General features: G+C 71.9%; 10 protein-coding genes. 2 read left to right on the top strand and 8 right to left on the bottom strand.

The genetic code is table 11. The features are described from left to right. Positions 1-31: 31 nt before the first annotated feature. From A3CE_RS0139125 to A3CE_RS0139100, 6 genes are all read right to left on the bottom strand, one after another. Positions 32-667, bottom strand: a complete 636-nt coding sequence (locus tag A3CE_RS0139125) for a DUF8010 domain-containing protein (protein WP_026469294.1) — start codon at positions 665-667, stop codon at positions 32-34. After that, positions 660-1,079, bottom strand: coding sequence for an acyl-CoA thioesterase (locus tag A3CE_RS0139120; protein ID WP_020645557.1), 420 nt, complete (start codon positions 1,077-1,079; stop codon positions 660-662). The genes A3CE_RS0139125 and A3CE_RS0139120 overlap by 8 nt, the downstream gene beginning before the upstream one ends. Further along, positions 1,076-6,064 (bottom strand): NAD-glutamate dehydrogenase, encoded by a 4,989-nt coding sequence (locus tag A3CE_RS0139115; protein WP_020645556.1) that lies wholly within the window; start codon positions 6,062-6,064, stop codon positions 1,076-1,078. Before A3CE_RS0139115 ends, A3CE_RS0139120 begins: the two co-directional genes overlap by 4 nt. A 541-nt stretch (positions 6,065-6,605) precedes the next feature. Further along, entirely contained in the window at positions 6,606-9,119 is a 2,514-nt protein-coding gene (locus A3CE_RS0139110; protein WP_026469293.1) for a hypothetical protein, read from the bottom strand. 16 nt (positions 9,120-9,135) lie between these two features. Then, positions 9,136-10,812 (bottom strand): energy-dependent translational throttle protein EttA, encoded by a 1,677-nt coding sequence (gene ettA / locus A3CE_RS0139105; RefSeq protein ID WP_020645554.1) that lies wholly within the window; start codon positions 10,810-10,812, stop codon positions 9,136-9,138. Positions 10,813-10,962: 150 nt separating this feature from the next. Then, positions 10,963-12,972, bottom strand: coding sequence for a bifunctional copper resistance protein CopD/cytochrome c oxidase assembly protein (locus tag A3CE_RS0139100; RefSeq protein ID WP_020645553.1), 2,010 nt, complete (start codon positions 12,970-12,972; stop codon positions 10,963-10,965). A 56-nt stretch (positions 12,973-13,028) separates the two neighbouring features. Between A3CE_RS0139100 and A3CE_RS0139095 the strand changes: the two genes are divergently transcribed. Further along, the gene (locus tag A3CE_RS0139095) at positions 13,029-13,667 is read left to right on the top strand and encodes a histidine phosphatase family protein (RefSeq protein WP_020645552.1); all 639 of its coding nucleotides are present in this window, start codon (positions 13,029-13,031) and stop codon (positions 13,665-13,667) included. Here the strand turns inward: A3CE_RS0139095 and A3CE_RS0139090 are convergent. Beyond that, positions 13,641-14,804 carry a sensor histidine kinase gene (locus tag A3CE_RS0139090; protein ID WP_020645551.1) on the bottom strand — a complete coding sequence of 388 codons (1,164 nt, stop codon included), beginning with the start codon at positions 14,802-14,804 and terminating at the stop codon, positions 13,641-13,643. The two genes, A3CE_RS0139095 and A3CE_RS0139090, sit on opposite strands and share 27 nt — an antisense overlap. Before the next feature lie 157 nt (positions 14,805-14,961). Further along, positions 14,962-16,143 carry an MFS transporter gene (locus A3CE_RS0139085; protein WP_020645550.1) on the bottom strand — a complete coding sequence of 394 codons (1,182 nt, stop codon included), beginning with the start codon at positions 16,141-16,143 and terminating at the stop codon, positions 14,962-14,964. Between the two features lie 220 nt (positions 16,144-16,363). Between A3CE_RS0139085 and A3CE_RS0139080 the strand changes: the two genes are divergently transcribed. Then, positions 16,364-16,747: a peptidase inhibitor family I36 protein gene (locus tag A3CE_RS0139080; RefSeq protein WP_020645549.1), complete on the top strand. Its 384-nt coding sequence runs from the start codon at positions 16,364-16,366 to the stop codon at positions 16,745-16,747. Positions 16,748-16,955 lie beyond the last annotated feature (208 nt).

The following is a 16,955-nucleotide window of genomic DNA, read 5'->3' as shown; positions in this document are numbered from 1 at the left end:
GGGGAAAACGGTGACCGCCGTAAGCACTTCGTCAGAACAGCAGGGGCAGCAGCGCGTGGCGGCGCCGGATGATCGCTCCGTAACGCGCGTCCAGGCGCAGCCACGAGTCCGTCGCCGTCACGCGGACCACGTCGCCGTCGACGTCCGAGTCCACGAAACCCATGCCGGACAGCGCGAACAGGCACCGCATCTGGACCTTGACCTCGACCGAGCCGCCGGTCACCGTCAGCACCGCCTGGTCCATCAGCGACGACGGCGGATTGCCGTGCGGGCCGGCGTTGTCCCTGGCCAGCGTCACGCCGCGGTCCGCCAGCTCGGACACCACCCGTGCCGGGAGCTCGTCGATCAGCGGCCAGCGGCCGGACGGCGGCAGCTCGCCGTGCCACAGCAGGTCGCGGGCCGGGCCCGGGTCCATCCGGGGCCCGCCCGCCACGGTCAGCGCCGCGAGCAGCTCGTTGCCGGACACCGTGACGTCGCCGGGGGTGACGTCACCGGCCACCGCGCGGGTGGCCAGGCACTCGAACGGCGTCGCCGTCCAGGCCTCGACCACGCCGTCGCCGCGCTGCCGCAGCCGGACGGCCGTCTGGCCGTCCAGCCGGACCGCGCGGGCGACGAACGCCCCGAGGGTCTCCCGGTCCGCCGCGTCCGGCACGAACAACTCAGGCATCCGCGAACCCCTGCTTCAGAAACTCCGACTCGGCCGGGCTGAGCCTACGCGGCCGCAGCGCGGCGGTGTCGTACGGCGCCAGCACCGTCTCCGCCGTCACTGCCACCGGGTCGTCCGCGGACGGGCCGCCGCGGACCCGGTAGGTCAGCGTGAAGCTCGCCGCGCGCAGCTCTGTCAGGTCGATGTCGACGCGCAGCTGCTGCCCGGACACCACGATCGGCGCCTTGTACGCCACCTCGAGCCGCACCACGACGATGCCCTTCGGCAACTGTTCCAGCCCCGCCTCGACGGCCGCACCGAACAGCAGCGGGATGCGTGCCTCTTCGAGCAGCGTCACCATCTTCGCGTGGTTGATGTGGCCGTAGACGTCCATGTCCGTCCACCGTGGACGGATCAGCGAAACGTAGGTCACCGCACCGTGCTCCGGATCTGGCGGGCCGCCACCGAAAGCGTCGCCAGGTCGAGCCGGCCGGACTTGGTGATCTCGTCGAGCGCGACGCGTGCCCGCTGCAGCCGGGACGCGTTCGTCTTCTCCCACTGGGCGATCTTGGCGTCACCGGACGAGCCGGGATCGCTGTGCCGCAGGGCGTCCAGCGTGATCGCCCGCAGCGAGCCGTAGACGTCGTCGCGCAGCGAAAGCCGGGCGAGGGCGTGCCAGCGGTTGCCGCGTTCGAGCTTGCTGATCTCGGTGAGCATCTTGTCGATGTCCAGGTGGTCCGAAAGCGCGTAGTACAGCTCCGCCGTCTCCGCTGGGCTGTGTGTGGCGTCCACGCCGATCTGCTGCTCGGCGAGCTCGGCCACCTCGGTGACGTCGAGCAGGCCGAAGGTGTGCAGCAGCAGCGACACGCGCCGGGCGAGCCCCTCGGGCACGTTCGCGGTGATCAGTTCGTCCACGTGCTTCTGCACCGACTCGGCCTCGCGGCCGCGGAGCAGATCGCCGATCTTCGGGACGAGGTCGTTCAGCACCCGGCCGAAGCGCTTGATCTCCGACAGCAGCGCGAGCGGCTGCGGCCGGTTGGTGAGGAACCAGCGCGCGGCCCGGTCGAGCAGCCGCCGCGTCTCCAGCACCATCTCGTCGGCGACGTCGGTGTGCACGACGTTGTCCAGCGCGTCGATCTCCTGCCACAGCGCAGGCAGGTCGAACACCTGCGTCACCACGGCGTACGCGCGCACGGCGTCGGTCGCCGTCGCGTTCATCTCCTCCATCAGCCGGTAGACGAACGAAATGCCGCCGCCGTCGACGACCTCGTTGGCGACCAGCGTGGTGATGATCTGGCGCTTCAGCGGGTGCTCCCCGATCGCCGAAGCGAACCGCTCGCGCAGTGGCTTCGGGAAGTACTCGGGCAGCCGTTCCGCGAACACCTTCGAGTCGGGCAGGTCGCTGGCCAGCAGCTCGTCCTTCAGCTCCAGCTTGACGTGCGCCAGCAGGGTCGCCAGCTCCGGCGAGGTGAGGCCCTTGCCCGCCTTCTCCAGCTCGCGGAACTCCGAGTTGCTCGGCAGTGCTTCGAGCCTGCGGTCGAAGGCGCCCGCCGACACCAGGGCCTGGACCTGCCGCGCGTGCACCGAGACCATCGGCGCGGCGTGCGCCCGGCTGACGCCGAGGACGGCGTTCTGCCGGTAGTTGTCCTTGAGCACGAGCGCGCCGACCTCGTCGGTCATCTCCTCCAGCAGCTCGTTGCGCTGTTCGCGCTCCAGCTTGCCGGTCTGGACGAGGTGGTCGAGCAGGATCTTGATGTTGACCTCGTGGTCGGAGCAGTCGACGCCGGCCGAGTTGTCCAGCGCGTCGGTGTTGATCTTGCCGCCGCCCCGCGCGAACTCGATCCGGCCTAGCTGGGTCAGGCCGAGGTTGCCACCCTCGCCGAACACCTTGACGCGCAGCTGCTTGCCGTCGACGCGGATGGCGTCGTTGGCCTTGTCGCCCGCGGCGCCGTGGCTTTCGGTCTCCGCCTTGACGTAGGTGCCGATGCCGCCGTTCCACAGCAGCTCGACCGGCGCCAGCAGGATGGCCTGGATGAGGTCCATCGGCGCCAGCGCGGTGACGCTCTCGTCGAGGCCGAGCGCTTCGCGGACCTGCGGGCTGATCGGGACCGACTTCGCCGCGCGCGGGTAGATCCCGCCGCCTTCGCTGATCAGCGACCGGTCGTAGTCGTCCCACGAAGAACGCGGCAGGTCGAACAGCCGTCGGCGCTCGGCGTACGTCACTGCGGCATCGGGGTCCGGGTCGAGGAAGACGTGCATGTGGTTGAACGCGGCGACCAGCCGGATGTGTTCGGACAGCAGCATGCCGTTGCCGAAGACGTCACCCATCATGTCGCCGATGCCGACCACGGTGAAGTCCTCGGTCTGGGTGTCCTTGCCCAGCTCGCGGAAGTGCCGCTTGACGCTCTCCCAGGCACCCTTCGCCGTGATGCCCATGGCCTTGTGGTCGTAGCCGACCGAGCCACCGGACGCGAAGGCGTCGCCGAGCCAGAAACCGTACTTCGCCGACATTTCGTTCGCGATGTCGGAGAACTTCGCGGTGCCCTTGTCGGCCGCGACGACCAGGTAGGAGTCGTCGGCGTCGTGCCGGACGACACCGGGCGCGGGGACGGTCTTGCCCTCGATGCGGTTGTCGGTCAGGTCGAGCAGGCCGGAGATGAACATCCGGTAGCAGGCGATGCCCTCGGTGAGCTGGGCGTCGCGGTCGATGCTCGCGTCACCGCTGGGGGCCGGCGGGCGCTTCACGACGAAGCCGCCCTTCGCGCCGACCGGCACGATCACCGCGTTCTTCACCGCCTGCGCCTTGACCAGGCCGAGGATCTCGGTGCGGAAGTCCTCCCGCCGGTCCGACCAGCGCAGGCCACCGCGCGCGACTTCGCCGAACCGCAGGTGCACGCCCTCGACGCGCGGCGAGTAGACGAAGATCTCGAACTTCGGCCGCGGCTCGGGCAGGTCGGGCACGCCGGCCGGGTCGAGCTTGATGGCCAGGTACGGCCGCGGCTTCCCGTCGGCGTCGGTGACGTGGTAGTTCGTCCGCAGGGTAGCCCGGATGACGGCCGTCAGGCGGCGCAGGATGCGGTCCTCGTCGAGGCTGGTGACCTCGTCGATCATCGCGTTCAGCTCGGCGGAGAGGGCCTCGGTCGCGGACTCGCGGTCGGCGCCGGACAGCTGCGGGTCGAACCGGGCTTCGAACAGGCGCAGGAGCTTGGTGGCGATCTGGGTGTGGTGCAGCAGCGTGTTCTGGATGTAGTCCTGGGAGAACGCGCTGCCGGCCTGGCGCAGGTACCGCGAGTACGCCCGCAGCACGGCGGCCTGGCGCCAGGTGAGGCCGGCCCGCAGGACGAGCCCGTTGAGGCCGTCGACCTCGGCGTCGCCCCGCCACGCGGCTTCGAAGGCGTCCTGGAACCGGCCGCGCAGCTCGGCGACGGCCTGGTCGTCCGACTCGTCGAGCAGCTTCTGGTCGACGTGCAGGCCGAAGTCGTAGATCCAGCAGGCGCCGCCGTCCTCGCGGTGCAGCTCGTACGGCCGCTCGTCGACCACCTCGACGCCCATCGCCTGCAGCACGGGGAGCACCTTCGACAGTGTCACGCCCTCGCCACGCAGGTAGAGCTTGAAGCGGCGCTCCGACGGCCCGGCGTCGGCGGGCTCGTAGAACGACAGCGCCAGGTCGCCTTCGTCGACCAGCGAGTCGAGCGAGCGGAGGTCCGCCAGCGCCTCTTCGGCGGTGAAGTCCTCCTTGTAGCCCTCGGGGAACACCATCGCGAAGCGCTGGCCCTGCTCGGTCGCCGACTCCTCGCCGACGATCCCGACCGCGACCCCGCCGTCGGCGCGCTCACGGCGTTCGTCGAGGACCGCTTCGACCATCCGGTCGTCCCAGGTGCGGACGGCGTCGTTCAGCCGGTCCTGGATCTTGAGCGTGTCCGGCTCGAGCCGGCGGGCCGGGTCGGTGTGGACGACGAAGTGCACCTGCGCCAGCACGGTCTCGCCGATCCGCGCGCTGTATTCGAGCTGGGTGCCTTCGAGCTCTTCGAGCAGGACTTCCTGCATCGCCAGCCGCGAACGCGTCGTGTAGCGGTCGCGCGGGAGGTAGACGAGGCAGGAGTAGAAGCGGCCGTACGGGTCGCGGCGCAGGAACAGCCGCAGCCGCCGGCGGTCCGACAGCGTGATCGCGCCGGTCGTCGTCGAGTACAGCGAGTCGGTGTCGGCGGAGAACAGGTCGGCGCGCGGCCAGTTCTGCAGGATCTCGAGCATCCGCTGGCCGGAGAACGACTCGATCGGGAAGCCGGCGCGGTGGATGACCTCGCGGACCCGCTTGCACACCACCGGGATTTCGAGGACGTTCTCGTGCAGCGCGGTCGTGGTGAACATGCCGAGGAAGCGGTGCTCGCCGGTGACGTGGCCTTCGCCGTCGAAGGTCTTGACGCCGACGTAGTACGGGTAGACCGGCCGGTGCACCGTCGAGGGCGCGCTCGCCTGGGTCAGCACCAGCAGCGTCGGCGCGAGCGCGGTGGCGGCGGTGTCCGGGCCCGCGGTCAGGCCGCGGGCGGCCAGGCTGTCCTGACGCAGCACGCCGAGGCCGGAGGCCAGGACCGCGCGCAGGACCGGCTCGTCCGAGTCCGGGTGCGGGTTGTCGATGAGCTCGTAGCGGCGGTAGCCGAGGAACGTGAAGTGGCCGTCGGCCAGCCAGCGCAGCAGGCGGGCGCCCTCGGCCACCTCTTCCTCGGACAGCCGCGGCGGGTCGGTCTCCAGTTCGCTCGCCAGCTGGCAGGCCGTCTGGGCCATCTTCTCGGCGTCCTCGACGACCTCGCGGACGTCGCCCAGCACGCTGGAGAGCCGGTTGTCGAGCTCACGGGCGCGGTTGCGGTCGGTGACGAAGTCGATCTCGATGTACATCCACGACTCGGCGGCCGCGCCGCCGGGCGGCTCGGCCGGGTCCGCTTCGGGGTGGACCTCGAGGAGCTCGCCGGTGAGGTCGCGGCTGACCACCACGATCGGGTGAACAATCCGCTGGACCTGCACACCGTCGCGGGCGAACTCCGCGGCGATCGAGTCGACCAGGTACGGCATGTCGTCGGTGACGACCTGCACGACGGTGGCTTCGCGGGCCCAGCCGTCTTCGGCGACGGTGGGGTTCAGCAGCCGCACGGCCGGGCGGCCGGGCATCCGGTGCTTGGCCAGCTGCAGGTGTGACCGGACGGCGCCGACCAGGTTGACCGCCTCGTCGCCGACGATCTCCTCGGGCGGGATGTGCCGGTAGTAGAGCCGGATGAGCTCACCGATCTCCGGCGCCAGCCCGGCGGCGGAGTCGATCAGGTCGTCCCTGATCTGCTCCGGGCTGGCCGAGGAGCGCGGGGTGCCGAACTCGGGTTCGGCGACGGCTCCGGTTCCGGGTAGGGACGAGACTCCGGTCGAGCTCATTTGAGGCAACTCTCCAGTTTGCGTGAGGTGGCACCGCGCCGGCTCGGCGTTGAACCGGACCACCCCACACTAATGCGCGGCACCGACATTCCACACGAAGCCCCGGAGGTTCCCCGAGGTACGAAAACCCTTTCCGGGCAGCGGATTCGCGTGATCGGTCAAGCTACTGACGGGTTCGGTTTCGCGGCTGCGCGCGGCGCTGACCAGCCGTGCCCGTCGGGCGTTACGCGACGTCGGGCCAACGTGATCGGTTCAGCTGACCGGGCCGCCGGAGGGCGGCGGGCCGTTCGGCGAGCGTTGTCGGCCGGTCGGCGACGTCGGAGTGCGACCGATCCCACTGCCGCGGGGCCGCGGCGAGTCGGCGACGAAACGGGTTGTCTCACCGACCGGACACCGATGGGGGTGAACCCCGCCGGTGCCCGCCCGGCCGGAGAAGGCTCGCCGAGTGGCCGGGCCGATGTCATGAACGACTCGTTCATGACATCGGACGAGGTGAACGACTCGTTCATGACGTCCGTCGGGCCCCGGTCCGGGCGCCGCTTCAGTCGGCCGAACCTCGGCGGCGCGAGTCCGGGACCTCCGCGCCGTGCCCGTTGCGGCCATGGCCGTTGCGGCGGCCCGTGTCCTGCGAGCCCAGCTGCTTGACCAGCGCGGCCGCGCTGGCCGTGCCCGCCTGGTGCTCGGCGAGGGCGCGGGCGAGCAGGTCCGCGAGGCCGGCGTCCGGCGGCGGCTCGTCCTCGGAGATCGCTCGCGCGTAGCTCTCCGGGAACGGTGCCGTCGCCGGCGTCCAGTGGCCGAAGTCCTCCATCGGCTCCAGCGTCGGCGGCATGCGCAGCCGGGGCAGCCAGGGCTCGACTTCGTCGCGGTAGTCCGGCACTGACGGCGGCTGGTCCTCCGGCCGCGGCGGCGGGGCGAGCTCCGGCTCGGGGCGGGCCGGTTCCTCGGCCCGCGGCCGCTCGGTGTCCTCCGCCCGGCGACGGCCCCCGCCCGCTCCGCCCGAAGCGGAGATGCCCAGGCGGTCCAGCACCGATCGGGCGGCCTCCGAGCCGTGCTCGGCGTCGTGCCGGGTCGAGGGCTGCGGCTCGCGGCGACGTCGCTCCTCCGGCGCCCACGGCTCGCGCTCGGCGGCGGGTTCGGGCGCGAGCGGCAGCGCCGGCGTGATGCGCGTGGGCGCCGACTCGCGTTCGGCGGCCGTCTCCCGCAGCCGCGCTTCGGCCAGCGCCGCCCAGGAGAACTTGGTCTTGCCGATCTCGCTGCCCGGCGCGGGCTCCGGCTCGGGACGGCGTTCCGGCGGGCGCACCTCGGCCGCGTCAGGACGGCGTTCGGGCGGCGCGGGCCGCGCGACGGGCTCGGGTGAGAACTCCGGCTCGCGGCTGCGCTTCCCCGTGGGCCGTACCTCGGCGGGCTCCGGCTTCGGCGCCGGCCGCACCTCGGGCTCCGGCTTGGGTGCCGGACGCTCCTCGACGGGCTGCCGGGCCTGAGGCGGCTCCGGACGGCGCCTCGCGACCGCCGGTTCCTGGCGCACCCGGGGCTCCGGGGGCCGGACCCACGGGGGCGCGGGTTCGTCCCGCACCGCCGGCATCAGCGTCGTCTCGGCCGCGTCGGCCGTCACGCGCGGCCGTTCGAACGACCACGCGGGCGCCGGCTGCGATCGCGACGGCGGCTCCTCGCGGCCGAACGACCAGGCGGGCGTCCGCGGCGCGGTTTCGGGTGCCGGCGCGGCGGCCGGCAGTGCGCTGGGCGGCAATGGGGCGGGTGGCAGTGGGGCGGGCGGCGGAGTGGGCGGCGGTGAGGCGGGCGGCGCGACCGGCTCGGCCGCGACGACCGGGACCGGCCGCGACGGCACGCTGCTTTCGGGGGTCCGGGTGGCGGAGCCCCCGGCTCGGGGCGAAGCCCCGGACGGCACCGCCTTCAGCACCTCGTCCAGGTCGACCGAGGCCGGTTCCCCGGTCCCGAACTCGCCGGCCAGCACATTGCACGCCTGCCGCCGGGCCCGCGTGTGCAGCTGCTCGGCCGCGCGCGACCGGTACAGGCACGCGATGGCCTCTTCGGCCTGCCCGAACCGCTCCTGCAGCTGCGCCAGCTCCAGCCACAACCGGGCGGTGATCGCGCACAGCCCGTGCCGGTCGGTGCTCGCCACGGCTTCGCGGACCAGCTCGATCGCCGCTTCACCGGCTCCGGCGGGCAGGTGGATCCGGGTCGCGACGGCCAGCCGCAGCCAGCCCATCGGCGCGACCCCGGCCGCCCGCACGGGCTCGGCCAGCACCGGCTCGGCGATTTCGTACGCCATTGCGGTGTCACCGCGGTCGAGCAGCGTGCTCACCAGCAACAGCACGAGCCGGATCCGGACGAGCCCGCCGTCGTCGGCCGGGTTGTCGAGCTTCTCCAGGAACCCGAGGCCGGTCCGGGCGGCGTCGGCCGCCGCGGTGAGGTCGCCGTGACGCCGCCGGTGCGCGGCCGTGCCGACGCGCAGCAGCGCCCGCACCAGCAGCTGGGTGTCGGCGCCCAGCGAGTCGTCGCCGAGGACGAGCTTGTCCGCCTCGACGAGCACCCGGTCCAGCTCCGCCTTCCGGCCGAGCTGGGCCAGGCAGCCGACCAGGTGGCACAGCGCGGCGGCGCGGTGCACCGGCGAGACGACGGGATCGGTGAGGACCGGCCGCAGCGCGGCCAGCCCGGTCAGCGGCACGCCCAGGCTGCGGGCGCACACGGCGAGGTCGATGCGCAGCCGGGCGGCGATGTCGCCGTAGCCGGCGTGCTCTGCCGCGCGCAACGCCGCGACCGCCCGACCGACCGTGCCCGGCCGGTCGCCCAGCCGGACGCGCGCGGACACGACCAGGCTCTCGGCCCGGATCCACTGCTCGTCCGCGCCGGCCGCTTCCGACAACGCGGCCGCGCGCTCGCCGAGGACCAGCGCGAGCTCGGGCGCCCGCAGGTGCAGGGCGTCCGCCCGCTCGATCAGCCGTCCGACTGCGGAGAGGGTTCCCCCGGCATTGACGGAGCGCCCGCCCTCCACTCGGGAAGGCGGGCCCGTCCGGTGCGCTTTGCTGGCTTCCACGGGGAAACCCGCCCCCTCAGTCGCGGGTCAGCTTGCGATGGGTGACACGGTGCGGGCGGGCAGCCTCGGCGCCCATCCGCTCCACCTTGTTCTTCTCGTACCCTTCGAAGTTGCCCTCGAACCAGAACCACTGAGCGGGGTTCTCGTCGGTGCCTTCCCAGGCCAGGATGTGCGTCGCGACCCGGTCGAGGAACCACCGGTCGTGGGAGATCACGACGGCGCAGCCGGGGAACTGCTCCAGCGCGTTCTCCAGCGAGCCCAGCGTCTCGACGTCCAGGTCGTTGGTCGGCTCGTCGAGCAGGATCAGGTTCCCGCCCTGCTTGAGCGTCAGCGCCAGGTTGAGCCGGTTGCGCTCACCACCGGAGAGCACGCCCGCCGGCTTCTGCTGGTCCGGGCCCTTGAAGCCGAACGCGCTGACGTACGCGCGCGACGGCATTTCGGTCTGGCCGACGTGGATGTAGTCCAGCTCGTCGGACACGACCTGCCACACGGTCTTCTTCGGGTCGATCCCGCCGCGGTTCTGGTCCACATAGGACAGTTTGACGGTCTCGCCGATCTTGACCACGCCGTCGTCCGGCTCCTCGAGCCCGACGATCGTCTTGAACAGCGTGGTCTTGCCGACGCCGTTCGGGCCGATCACGCCGACGATGCCGTTGCGCGGCAGGTCGAACGAGAGACCGTCGATGAGGACGCGCTCGTCGAACCCCTTCTTGAGCTTTTCGACCTCGACCACGACGCTGCCCAGCCGCGGGCCCGGCGGGATCTGGATCTCTTCGAAGTCGAGCTTGCGGTGCTTGTCCGCCTCCGCCGCCATCTCCTCGTAGCGGTCGAGGCGCGACCGGGACTTCGTCTGGCGGGCCTTGGCGTTGGACCGCACCCACTCGAGCTCGGTCTTCAGGCGCTTCGCGAGCTTCTGGTCCTTCTTGCCCTGGACCTCGAGGCGCTCGCGCTTCTTCTCCAGGTACGTCGAGTAGTTGCCCTCGTAGCCGACGACGCGGCCGCGGTCGATCTCCATGATCCACTCGGCCACGTTGTCCAGGAAGTACCGGTCGTGGGTGACGGCGAGGACGGCGCCGGCGTAGCGGGAGAGGAACTGCTCCAGCCACAGGACACTCTCGGCGTCCAGGTGGTTGGTGGGCTCGTCGAGCAGCAGCAGGTCGGGCGCGGACAGCAGGAGCTTGCACAGCGCGACGCGGCGACGCTCACCACCGGAAAGGTGGGAGACGCCTTCGTCCGGCGGCGGGCAGCGCAGCGCGTCCATCGCCTGCTCGACGGTCGAGTCGAGCTCCCAGGCGTCGGCGTGGTCCAGCTCCTCCTGGAGCTGCCCCATCTCCTCCAGCAGCTCTTCGCTGTACTCGGTCTCCATCAGCTTGAGGACCTCGTTGTAGCGGTCGAGCTTGGTCTTGATCTCGCCGAGTCCCTCCTCGACGTTCTCGCGAACCGTCTTGTCCTCGGTGAGCTCCGGCTCCTGCATCAGGATGCCGACGGTCGCACCGGGCTGGAGGAACGCTTCGCCGTTGCTGGCCTGCTCGATCCCCGCCATGATCTTGAGAACGGTGGACTTACCGGCACCGTTCGGCCCCACCACGCCGATCTTGGCGCCGGGGTAGAACGCGGTGCTGACGTCGTCGAGGATGACCTTGTCCCCGACGGTCTTGCGCACCTTCTTCATGGTGTAGATGAACTCGGCCATACCCACGATCGTAGAGCGCGTGTGATCGCGACTTGACGCCGGTCACCGTCGGACTACCGAATGTCAGCCCGAGATCACGGCGACAGTACCGAAACCGCCGTTTTCCGGTGATCCGGGGACCCGGTCTCAGCCTCAACCACAAGTCGAGACTCAGTCGGCTCGCTTGCCCTCGGCCAGGTTCTTCAGCATGGCGTTGTAGGCGTTCAGCTCTTCGTCGCCGGTCGCCGCCTCCCGCCGGTCCTGCCGCTTCGCGTCGCGCTCGTCCTGGCGCGCCCACTGCACCAGCAGCGCGACCAGCACGAGCAGCACCGGGAGCTCGCCGGCGGCCCAGGCGATGCCGCCGCCGAGCCGCTGGTCGGTGAGCAGGTCGGTGACCCACGGCAGGTGCAGCTGGCCGTAGAAGGCCTGGCCGATCACGGTCTGCTTGCTCATCAGGATGACGCCGAAGAACGCGTGGAACGGCATCGCGGCGAACATCATGCCGAGCCTGCCGAGGTACGGGATCCGCCGCGGCGCCGGGTCGACGCCGATCACCGGCCAGTAGAAGACGTACCCGGCGAGCAGGAAGTGCCCGTTCATCACCAGGTGCGCCCAGTGGTAGCTCAGCGCGTTGTCGAACAGGCCGGAGAAGTACAGCGCGTAGAACGAGCCGACGAACAGCAGCAGCGCGACGACCGGGTGCGTCAGGAACCTCGACACCGGCGAGTGCACGAAGGCGACGAGCCACTCGCGCGGCCCGGGCGGGGCGTCCTTGCCCACGGCAGGCAGCGCCCGCAGCGCCAGCGTCACCGGGCCGCCGAGCACGAACAGCACCGGCGCGACCATCGAAAGGAGCATGTGATTGCCCATGTGGACGCTGAACATCGCGGGCGCGTACCGGCCGATGCCCGACGACGTCGCGAGCAGCAGCACCACGCAGCCGACGATCCAGGCGACCGTGCGGCCCACCGGCCAGTCGTCACCGCGGCGCAGCAGCCGCCGGACCCCGGCCAGGTACAGCGCGCCCATGACGAGCGCGAGCGTCCCGTAGACCAGGTCGAAGCGGGTGTCGAAGAGCAGCCGCCACACCGTCGGCGCCCCGTCGAGGTCGTAGCCGATCAGCAGCTCGGTGGTGGAGGGCTGGGTGACCGCGTCGGCCGGTGGTGGCGTCCTCGCCAGCCCGGTGGCGACGCCGATCGTGACGAACATGATCAGGATCTCGACCGCGGCCAGGCGCAGCAGCTGCCCGCCGCCCTTGCCGTCGACGAGGTCGGCGACGCCCTTCCGGCGTTGCTGGTGGCCGAAGACCCCGAGCAGCAGCAACCCGACCGCCTTGGCGACGACGAGCAGGCCGTAGTCGGTGGTGAACAGGTCGTTCAGGCCGATCCGGACCAGCGCGTTGACCGCGCCGGAGAGCGCCATCACGATCCAGCAGACCAGCGCCAGCTTCGAAAACCGCTGCGCGGCCAGGCTGAGGTGGTTCCCGCGCCGGTAGCCGAGCGCCAGCAGCGCGATCAGCCCGCCGACCCACAGCGACGCGGCGACCAGGTGGAACAGCAGGCTGTTGGTGGCGACGTCGTGCGAGCCGCCGCTGGCGGAGTGCCCGGTCACCGCGACCGGCACGAGCCCCACGACGGCGAGGACGAACAGCACCGCCGTCCAGCCCCAGGACAGCGCGAGCCGGCAGCCGAGGGCGACGAGCATCGCGATCAGCGCCGTCCACAGCCAGGCCTTCGGCTGTTCGATGGCGCCGACGAGGTCGAGCAGCGTCTGCGGGTCCAGGACGTCGCCGAACGGCTTCCCGGCGGTGTCGGCGGCGGTGAAGGCGACCGACAGCAGGGCGGCGGCGAACCACACCCAGGCGGCGGTCCCGGCCGCGCGCAGGGCGCCGTAGCCCTCGGGCCCGAGCGTGCCGGACTTCTGCGGCGGCACCAGGAAGCCGGCCAGCAGCAGCGACCCGACGCAGATCACCGACGCGGCCTCGGACAGCACGCGCATGACGGTGATGCCGTACTTCGTGACCAGCCCCGGATCGGGCAGGCCGGCGATGACGTAGCCGGTCCCGCCGGTGAGCGCGATCAGGCCGATCGCGACGACGGCGGCCAGCAGGACCCCGACCGCGAGCAGGGGAAGCACACTGGCCCGGCGCTCGGCCCGGGCGTCGGATTTCGTCGCGGACACGCCACAGAGGGTATGCCCCGCCCCGGTCAGGTCCGCGTGACGGGCAGGATGGGGCCGTGAAGATGATCCTGCTGCGGCACGCCGAGTCGCTCGGCAACGTCGACGAGCTCGCCTACACGCGGATTCCGGACCACGCCCTGCCGCTGACCGGCAAAGGGCGGCAGGAGGCCCTCGCGGCGGCGCCGGAGATCGCGCGGCTGCTCGACGGCGCGCGGCCCGCCGTCTACGTCAGCCCGTATCTGCGCACCCGGGAGACGTTGCGGCTGCTGGACATCGAGGCCTCGTGCGAGCGGGTGGTGCCGGAACCGCGGCTGCGCGAGCAGGACTGGGGCAACCTGCAGGACCCGGCCGACCAGGAGGTGCAGAAGGCGCGGCGCAACGAGTTCGGGCACTTCTTCTACCGGCTGCCGTTCGGCGAGTCGGGCGCGGACGTCGACGACCGCGTCGCGGCGTTCCTCTCGGACCTGCGGCAGCGCGACGAAGGTCACCCCGAGACGGTGCTGGTCGTGTCCCACGGGCTCACGCTGCGGTTGCTCTGCCGCCGGCTCTTCGGCTGGAGCATCGAGCTGTTCGAGTCGCTGTCCAACCCGGCGACGTGCGAATACCGGGTCCTGGAAGAACACGACGGCAAGTGGTCGCTGGACCGCCCGTTCGCCCAGTGGCGGGACTCACCCGACGGGGAAACGCAGCTCTAGCGGCACGCTCAGCACGACGCGGGTGCCCTGTCCGGGCGCCGAGTCGATGCGCGCGGCACCGCCGGCCTCCGCCATGCGCGCGTGGATCGAGTTTTCGATGCCGAACCCCACGTGGCGCGCGCCGGGGTCGAAGCCCGTCCCGTGGTCGCGCACGGACACCGTGATGACGCCTTCGCGCTCTTCGAGGCACATCACGGCCTTCGCGGTCTTCGCGTGCTTCAAAGTGTTTCGGAGTGCTTCGCGGGCAGCGTCGTGCAGCGCGTTGACGACTCCTTCGGGCACGTCGGCAGGCTTCGCGAGCACGACGAAGTCGACCCGCAGGCCGTCGGCCGTCATCTCGACCGCCAGCGCGCCGAGCCGGTGTTCGAGGCCGCCCGGCTCGGCGGGCGCGTCGCCGTCGAGGCTCAGCCGCAGGCGCAGCGCGTGCGCGCGGGCGGTGCGGCGGACCTGGTCGAGGCTGCCCCGCGGGTCGAGCGCGTCCCCGGGGGCCGCCAGCGCGAGGGACTCCATCACTTGCAGCACGGTGTCGTGCACGTCCCGGCGGTGCCGCTCCCGCTCGGCGGCGCGGCCGCGCTGTTCGCCCAGCCCGAGCGCGAACCGCATCGACCCGGCGACCAGCAGCACGATGGCCAGCGCCGTCGCGGCGGCCGCGACCAGGGCCAGCAGGATCCACGTCGCGGGGGCCGAGGTGCCCGACACGGCGGCCATGCCGTACCGCAGGAGCACGGCGCCGAGGACCGCGACCGCGCCGGACGGCGCGCCGCGCAGCAGAGTCCAGACCATGACCGTGCCCATGATGTTGGGCCAGGTCAGGGTCAGCAGGCCGGGCGCGAACGCCGCCGCGGCCAGGCTCGTGACGAGCGTGTACGCGGTGTCGGCGGCCAGAACCGGCCGGATGCCGGTGGCGCGGCGGAAGACCCAGCCCACCTCCAGGAGGTTGGGCACGACGAAGAACACGACGGTGAGCCAAAGCCCGGGCGCGTCGAGCGCCCCGGTGGACCAGACCGCCTGCAGGAACAGCGCCAGCCGGAACGCGACCGGGACCAGCACGAGCCGCGGCACGGCGCTCTGCACGAGCGACAGCCCGCCCCACCGCCCGCTCCCGCCGGCGAGCGCCCCCGCTCCGCCGAACAGCACAACCCTCACGACGTCCTCCCGGACCAAGGCGCCCCCGCCTTGATCAGCCGACCTGAAATTGAAACGTCGCCGTATTCATTTCAGTTTACCGCCCCGATCAGCTTGCCCCGAGCGGTTCGGCGCTGTCAACGGGCTGCGGCGGGAGGTTCCGCCGGTGTCAGCCTGCCACCTGCTGGGTTTCCTCGCGACGGCGCGACCGCCGAGCGGCCAGCGCCGCGGGCAGGATCAGCGCGGCGATCAGCGCGACGAACAGGAACGCCACCCCGTAGCCCGCCGCCTGCGCGATCCCGCCGATCAGCGGCGGGCCGCCGAGGAACCCGGTGTACGCGATCGCCGTCACGAAGCCGATTTCGCGTTCCCCGCCGGTGCCGTCGGCGCGTTTCCCGGCGTCCCCGGCCAGGCTGAGCGCGAGCGGGAACGAGGCGGCGAGTCCCGCGCCGGCCAGCGCGAAGCCCGCGTAGCCGGCGGCGGCGACCGGGATCGTCGCCGTGGCGAGCAACCCCGCGGCGGCCAGTGCCGCACCCCCGACGAGGCAGCGGGTCGGCCCGAACCGCCGTTGCACCCATGGCCCGGCCAGCCGCACCAGCGTCATGACCAGCTGGAACCCGGCGAACGCCAGGGCCGCGGCACCCGGGCCGGCACCGCGTTCGGCCGTCATCAGCAGGGCGGACCAGTCCCCCGCCGCGCCCTCGGCGATGGCCGAGCACAACGCGACCGCGGCGAGCAGCCACAGCACCGGACGGCGGGCCGGCGCCCGGCGGCCGGTGGTCACGACGGGTTCGGTGGTGTGCCGGGGCCGGATCCCCGGGACCACGCGGAGCACCGACACCAGCACCACGACCGTCACGACGGCGGCGACCGTGAGGTGACGCGCCGGGGACCAGCCGTGCCCGGCGGCGAGGCCCGCGGCCAGCGAGCCGGCGAGCGCGCCGAAGCTGAACCCCGCGTGGAACACCGGCATGAGCGGGCGGCCGGACCGGCGTTCGACGGCCACCGCGGCGACGTTCATCGCGACGTCCAGCATCCCGATGCTCACGCCCATCACGAACAGGGCCCCGGCCAGGAACGGAACACCGGGCGCGAACCCGATCAGCACCAGCGAGACGGCGGCCAACCCGGTGCTCACCGCCACCGACGCCCCGGCACCGGACCGTTCGACGATCCGCCCGGACACCGACGCGGCGGCCAGCAAACCGATGCTGGCCCCGAGCAGGGCGAGCCCGAAAACGCCCGGTGAGGCGTGCACCTGCGCGGTCAGCGCGGGCGTCCGCGTCGCCCAGGAGCCCACCGCGAGGCCGTTGAGGGCGAACACGATGAACACCGCGACGCGATCCCGCATGACTCCCCCCTTCCGTCACCCCAGCTTGGCACGGCGCACATAACACCGGAACGCCCTGGCCGCAAGACCGTTCGCGGATCTGTGGACAACCCCGCCCGCTCCGGCGGCTTGTCCACAGAAACGAAATTGCGGGCTGACAACTCCCCGGCCACCCGCCAATCTGAAATCACACGTTCACCGCGGCCCGCGAGGCCGAGAATCCACAAAGGGGAAAACCACCATGTCTTCACGTCGTCTCCGCTTCCGGCTGCCGCACCTGCTGATCCTGGCCACCATCGGGCTTCTGACCAGCGCGGGAGTCGCCCAAGCCGCCCCCGCGCAGCCGGATCCGCCGTGCCGGAAGGGGGAGTTCTGCGTCTGGCCGGCGGACGGCTACGGCGGCGAGGCGCAGCGATTCGACCTGCGCACGGCCAATCCCGAAGAATGCATTCCCCTACCGGACGGATTCGAAGGATCGTCGTTCGCGAATCTGCTGAGCCGGGACGTCACGGTGTACCAGAGCGAGGAATGCTCGACCGAGGGAGATTTCGTCACCTACCCGGGTGGCGGCACGTTCGTGCCGGACGCACCCTTCCTGGTCCGCGGGATCCAGATCTGGGAGTGACGCCATGAGCTGGGCCCGCACCGCCGTCCGCTCCAGGGGGAGCCGGCTCGCGGCGGCGGACGGGCCCGTCCGGGGCCGCTTCCCCGACAGCGGCCCCACCCGTGGGCGCGCCTCCGCGGCAGAGGCGCGCCCACGGGCCCCCGCCCCCGGGCTGTCTCGTCGCCCGCCGTGACGGTGCCGCCACGGAACCCCGGAATTACGTCGAACG

Origin of the sequence: Amycolatopsis balhimycina FH 1894, from assembly GCF_000384295.1 — a bacterium.
Taxonomy (GTDB): Bacteria; Actinomycetota; Actinomycetes; order Mycobacteriales; family Pseudonocardiaceae; genus Amycolatopsis; species Amycolatopsis balhimycina.
Note: the sequence above shows the minus strand (reverse complement) of the source record. Positions and strands in the feature narration are given on the sequence as shown.

Excerpts from the sequence above, each read along its gene's own strand:
- ettA (WP_020645554.1), bottom strand. The coding sequence starts at position 10,812 with ATGGCCGAGTTCATCTACACCATGAAGAAGGTGCGCAAGACCGTCGGG.
- A3CE_RS0139085 (WP_020645550.1), bottom strand. The coding sequence starts at position 16,143 with ATGCGGGATCGCGTCGCGGTGTTCATCGTGTTCGCCCTCAACGGCCTC.
- A3CE_RS0139080 (WP_020645549.1), top strand. The coding sequence starts at position 16,364 with ATGTCTTCACGTCGTCTCCGCTTCCGGCTGCCGCACCTGCTGATCCTG.
- A3CE_RS0139125 (WP_026469294.1), bottom strand. The coding sequence starts at position 667 with ATGCCTGAGTTGTTCGTGCCGGACGCGGCGGACCGGGAGACCCTCGGG.
- A3CE_RS0139115 (WP_020645556.1), bottom strand. The coding sequence starts at position 6,064 with ATGAGCTCGACCGGAGTCTCGTCCCTACCCGGAACCGGAGCCGTCGCC.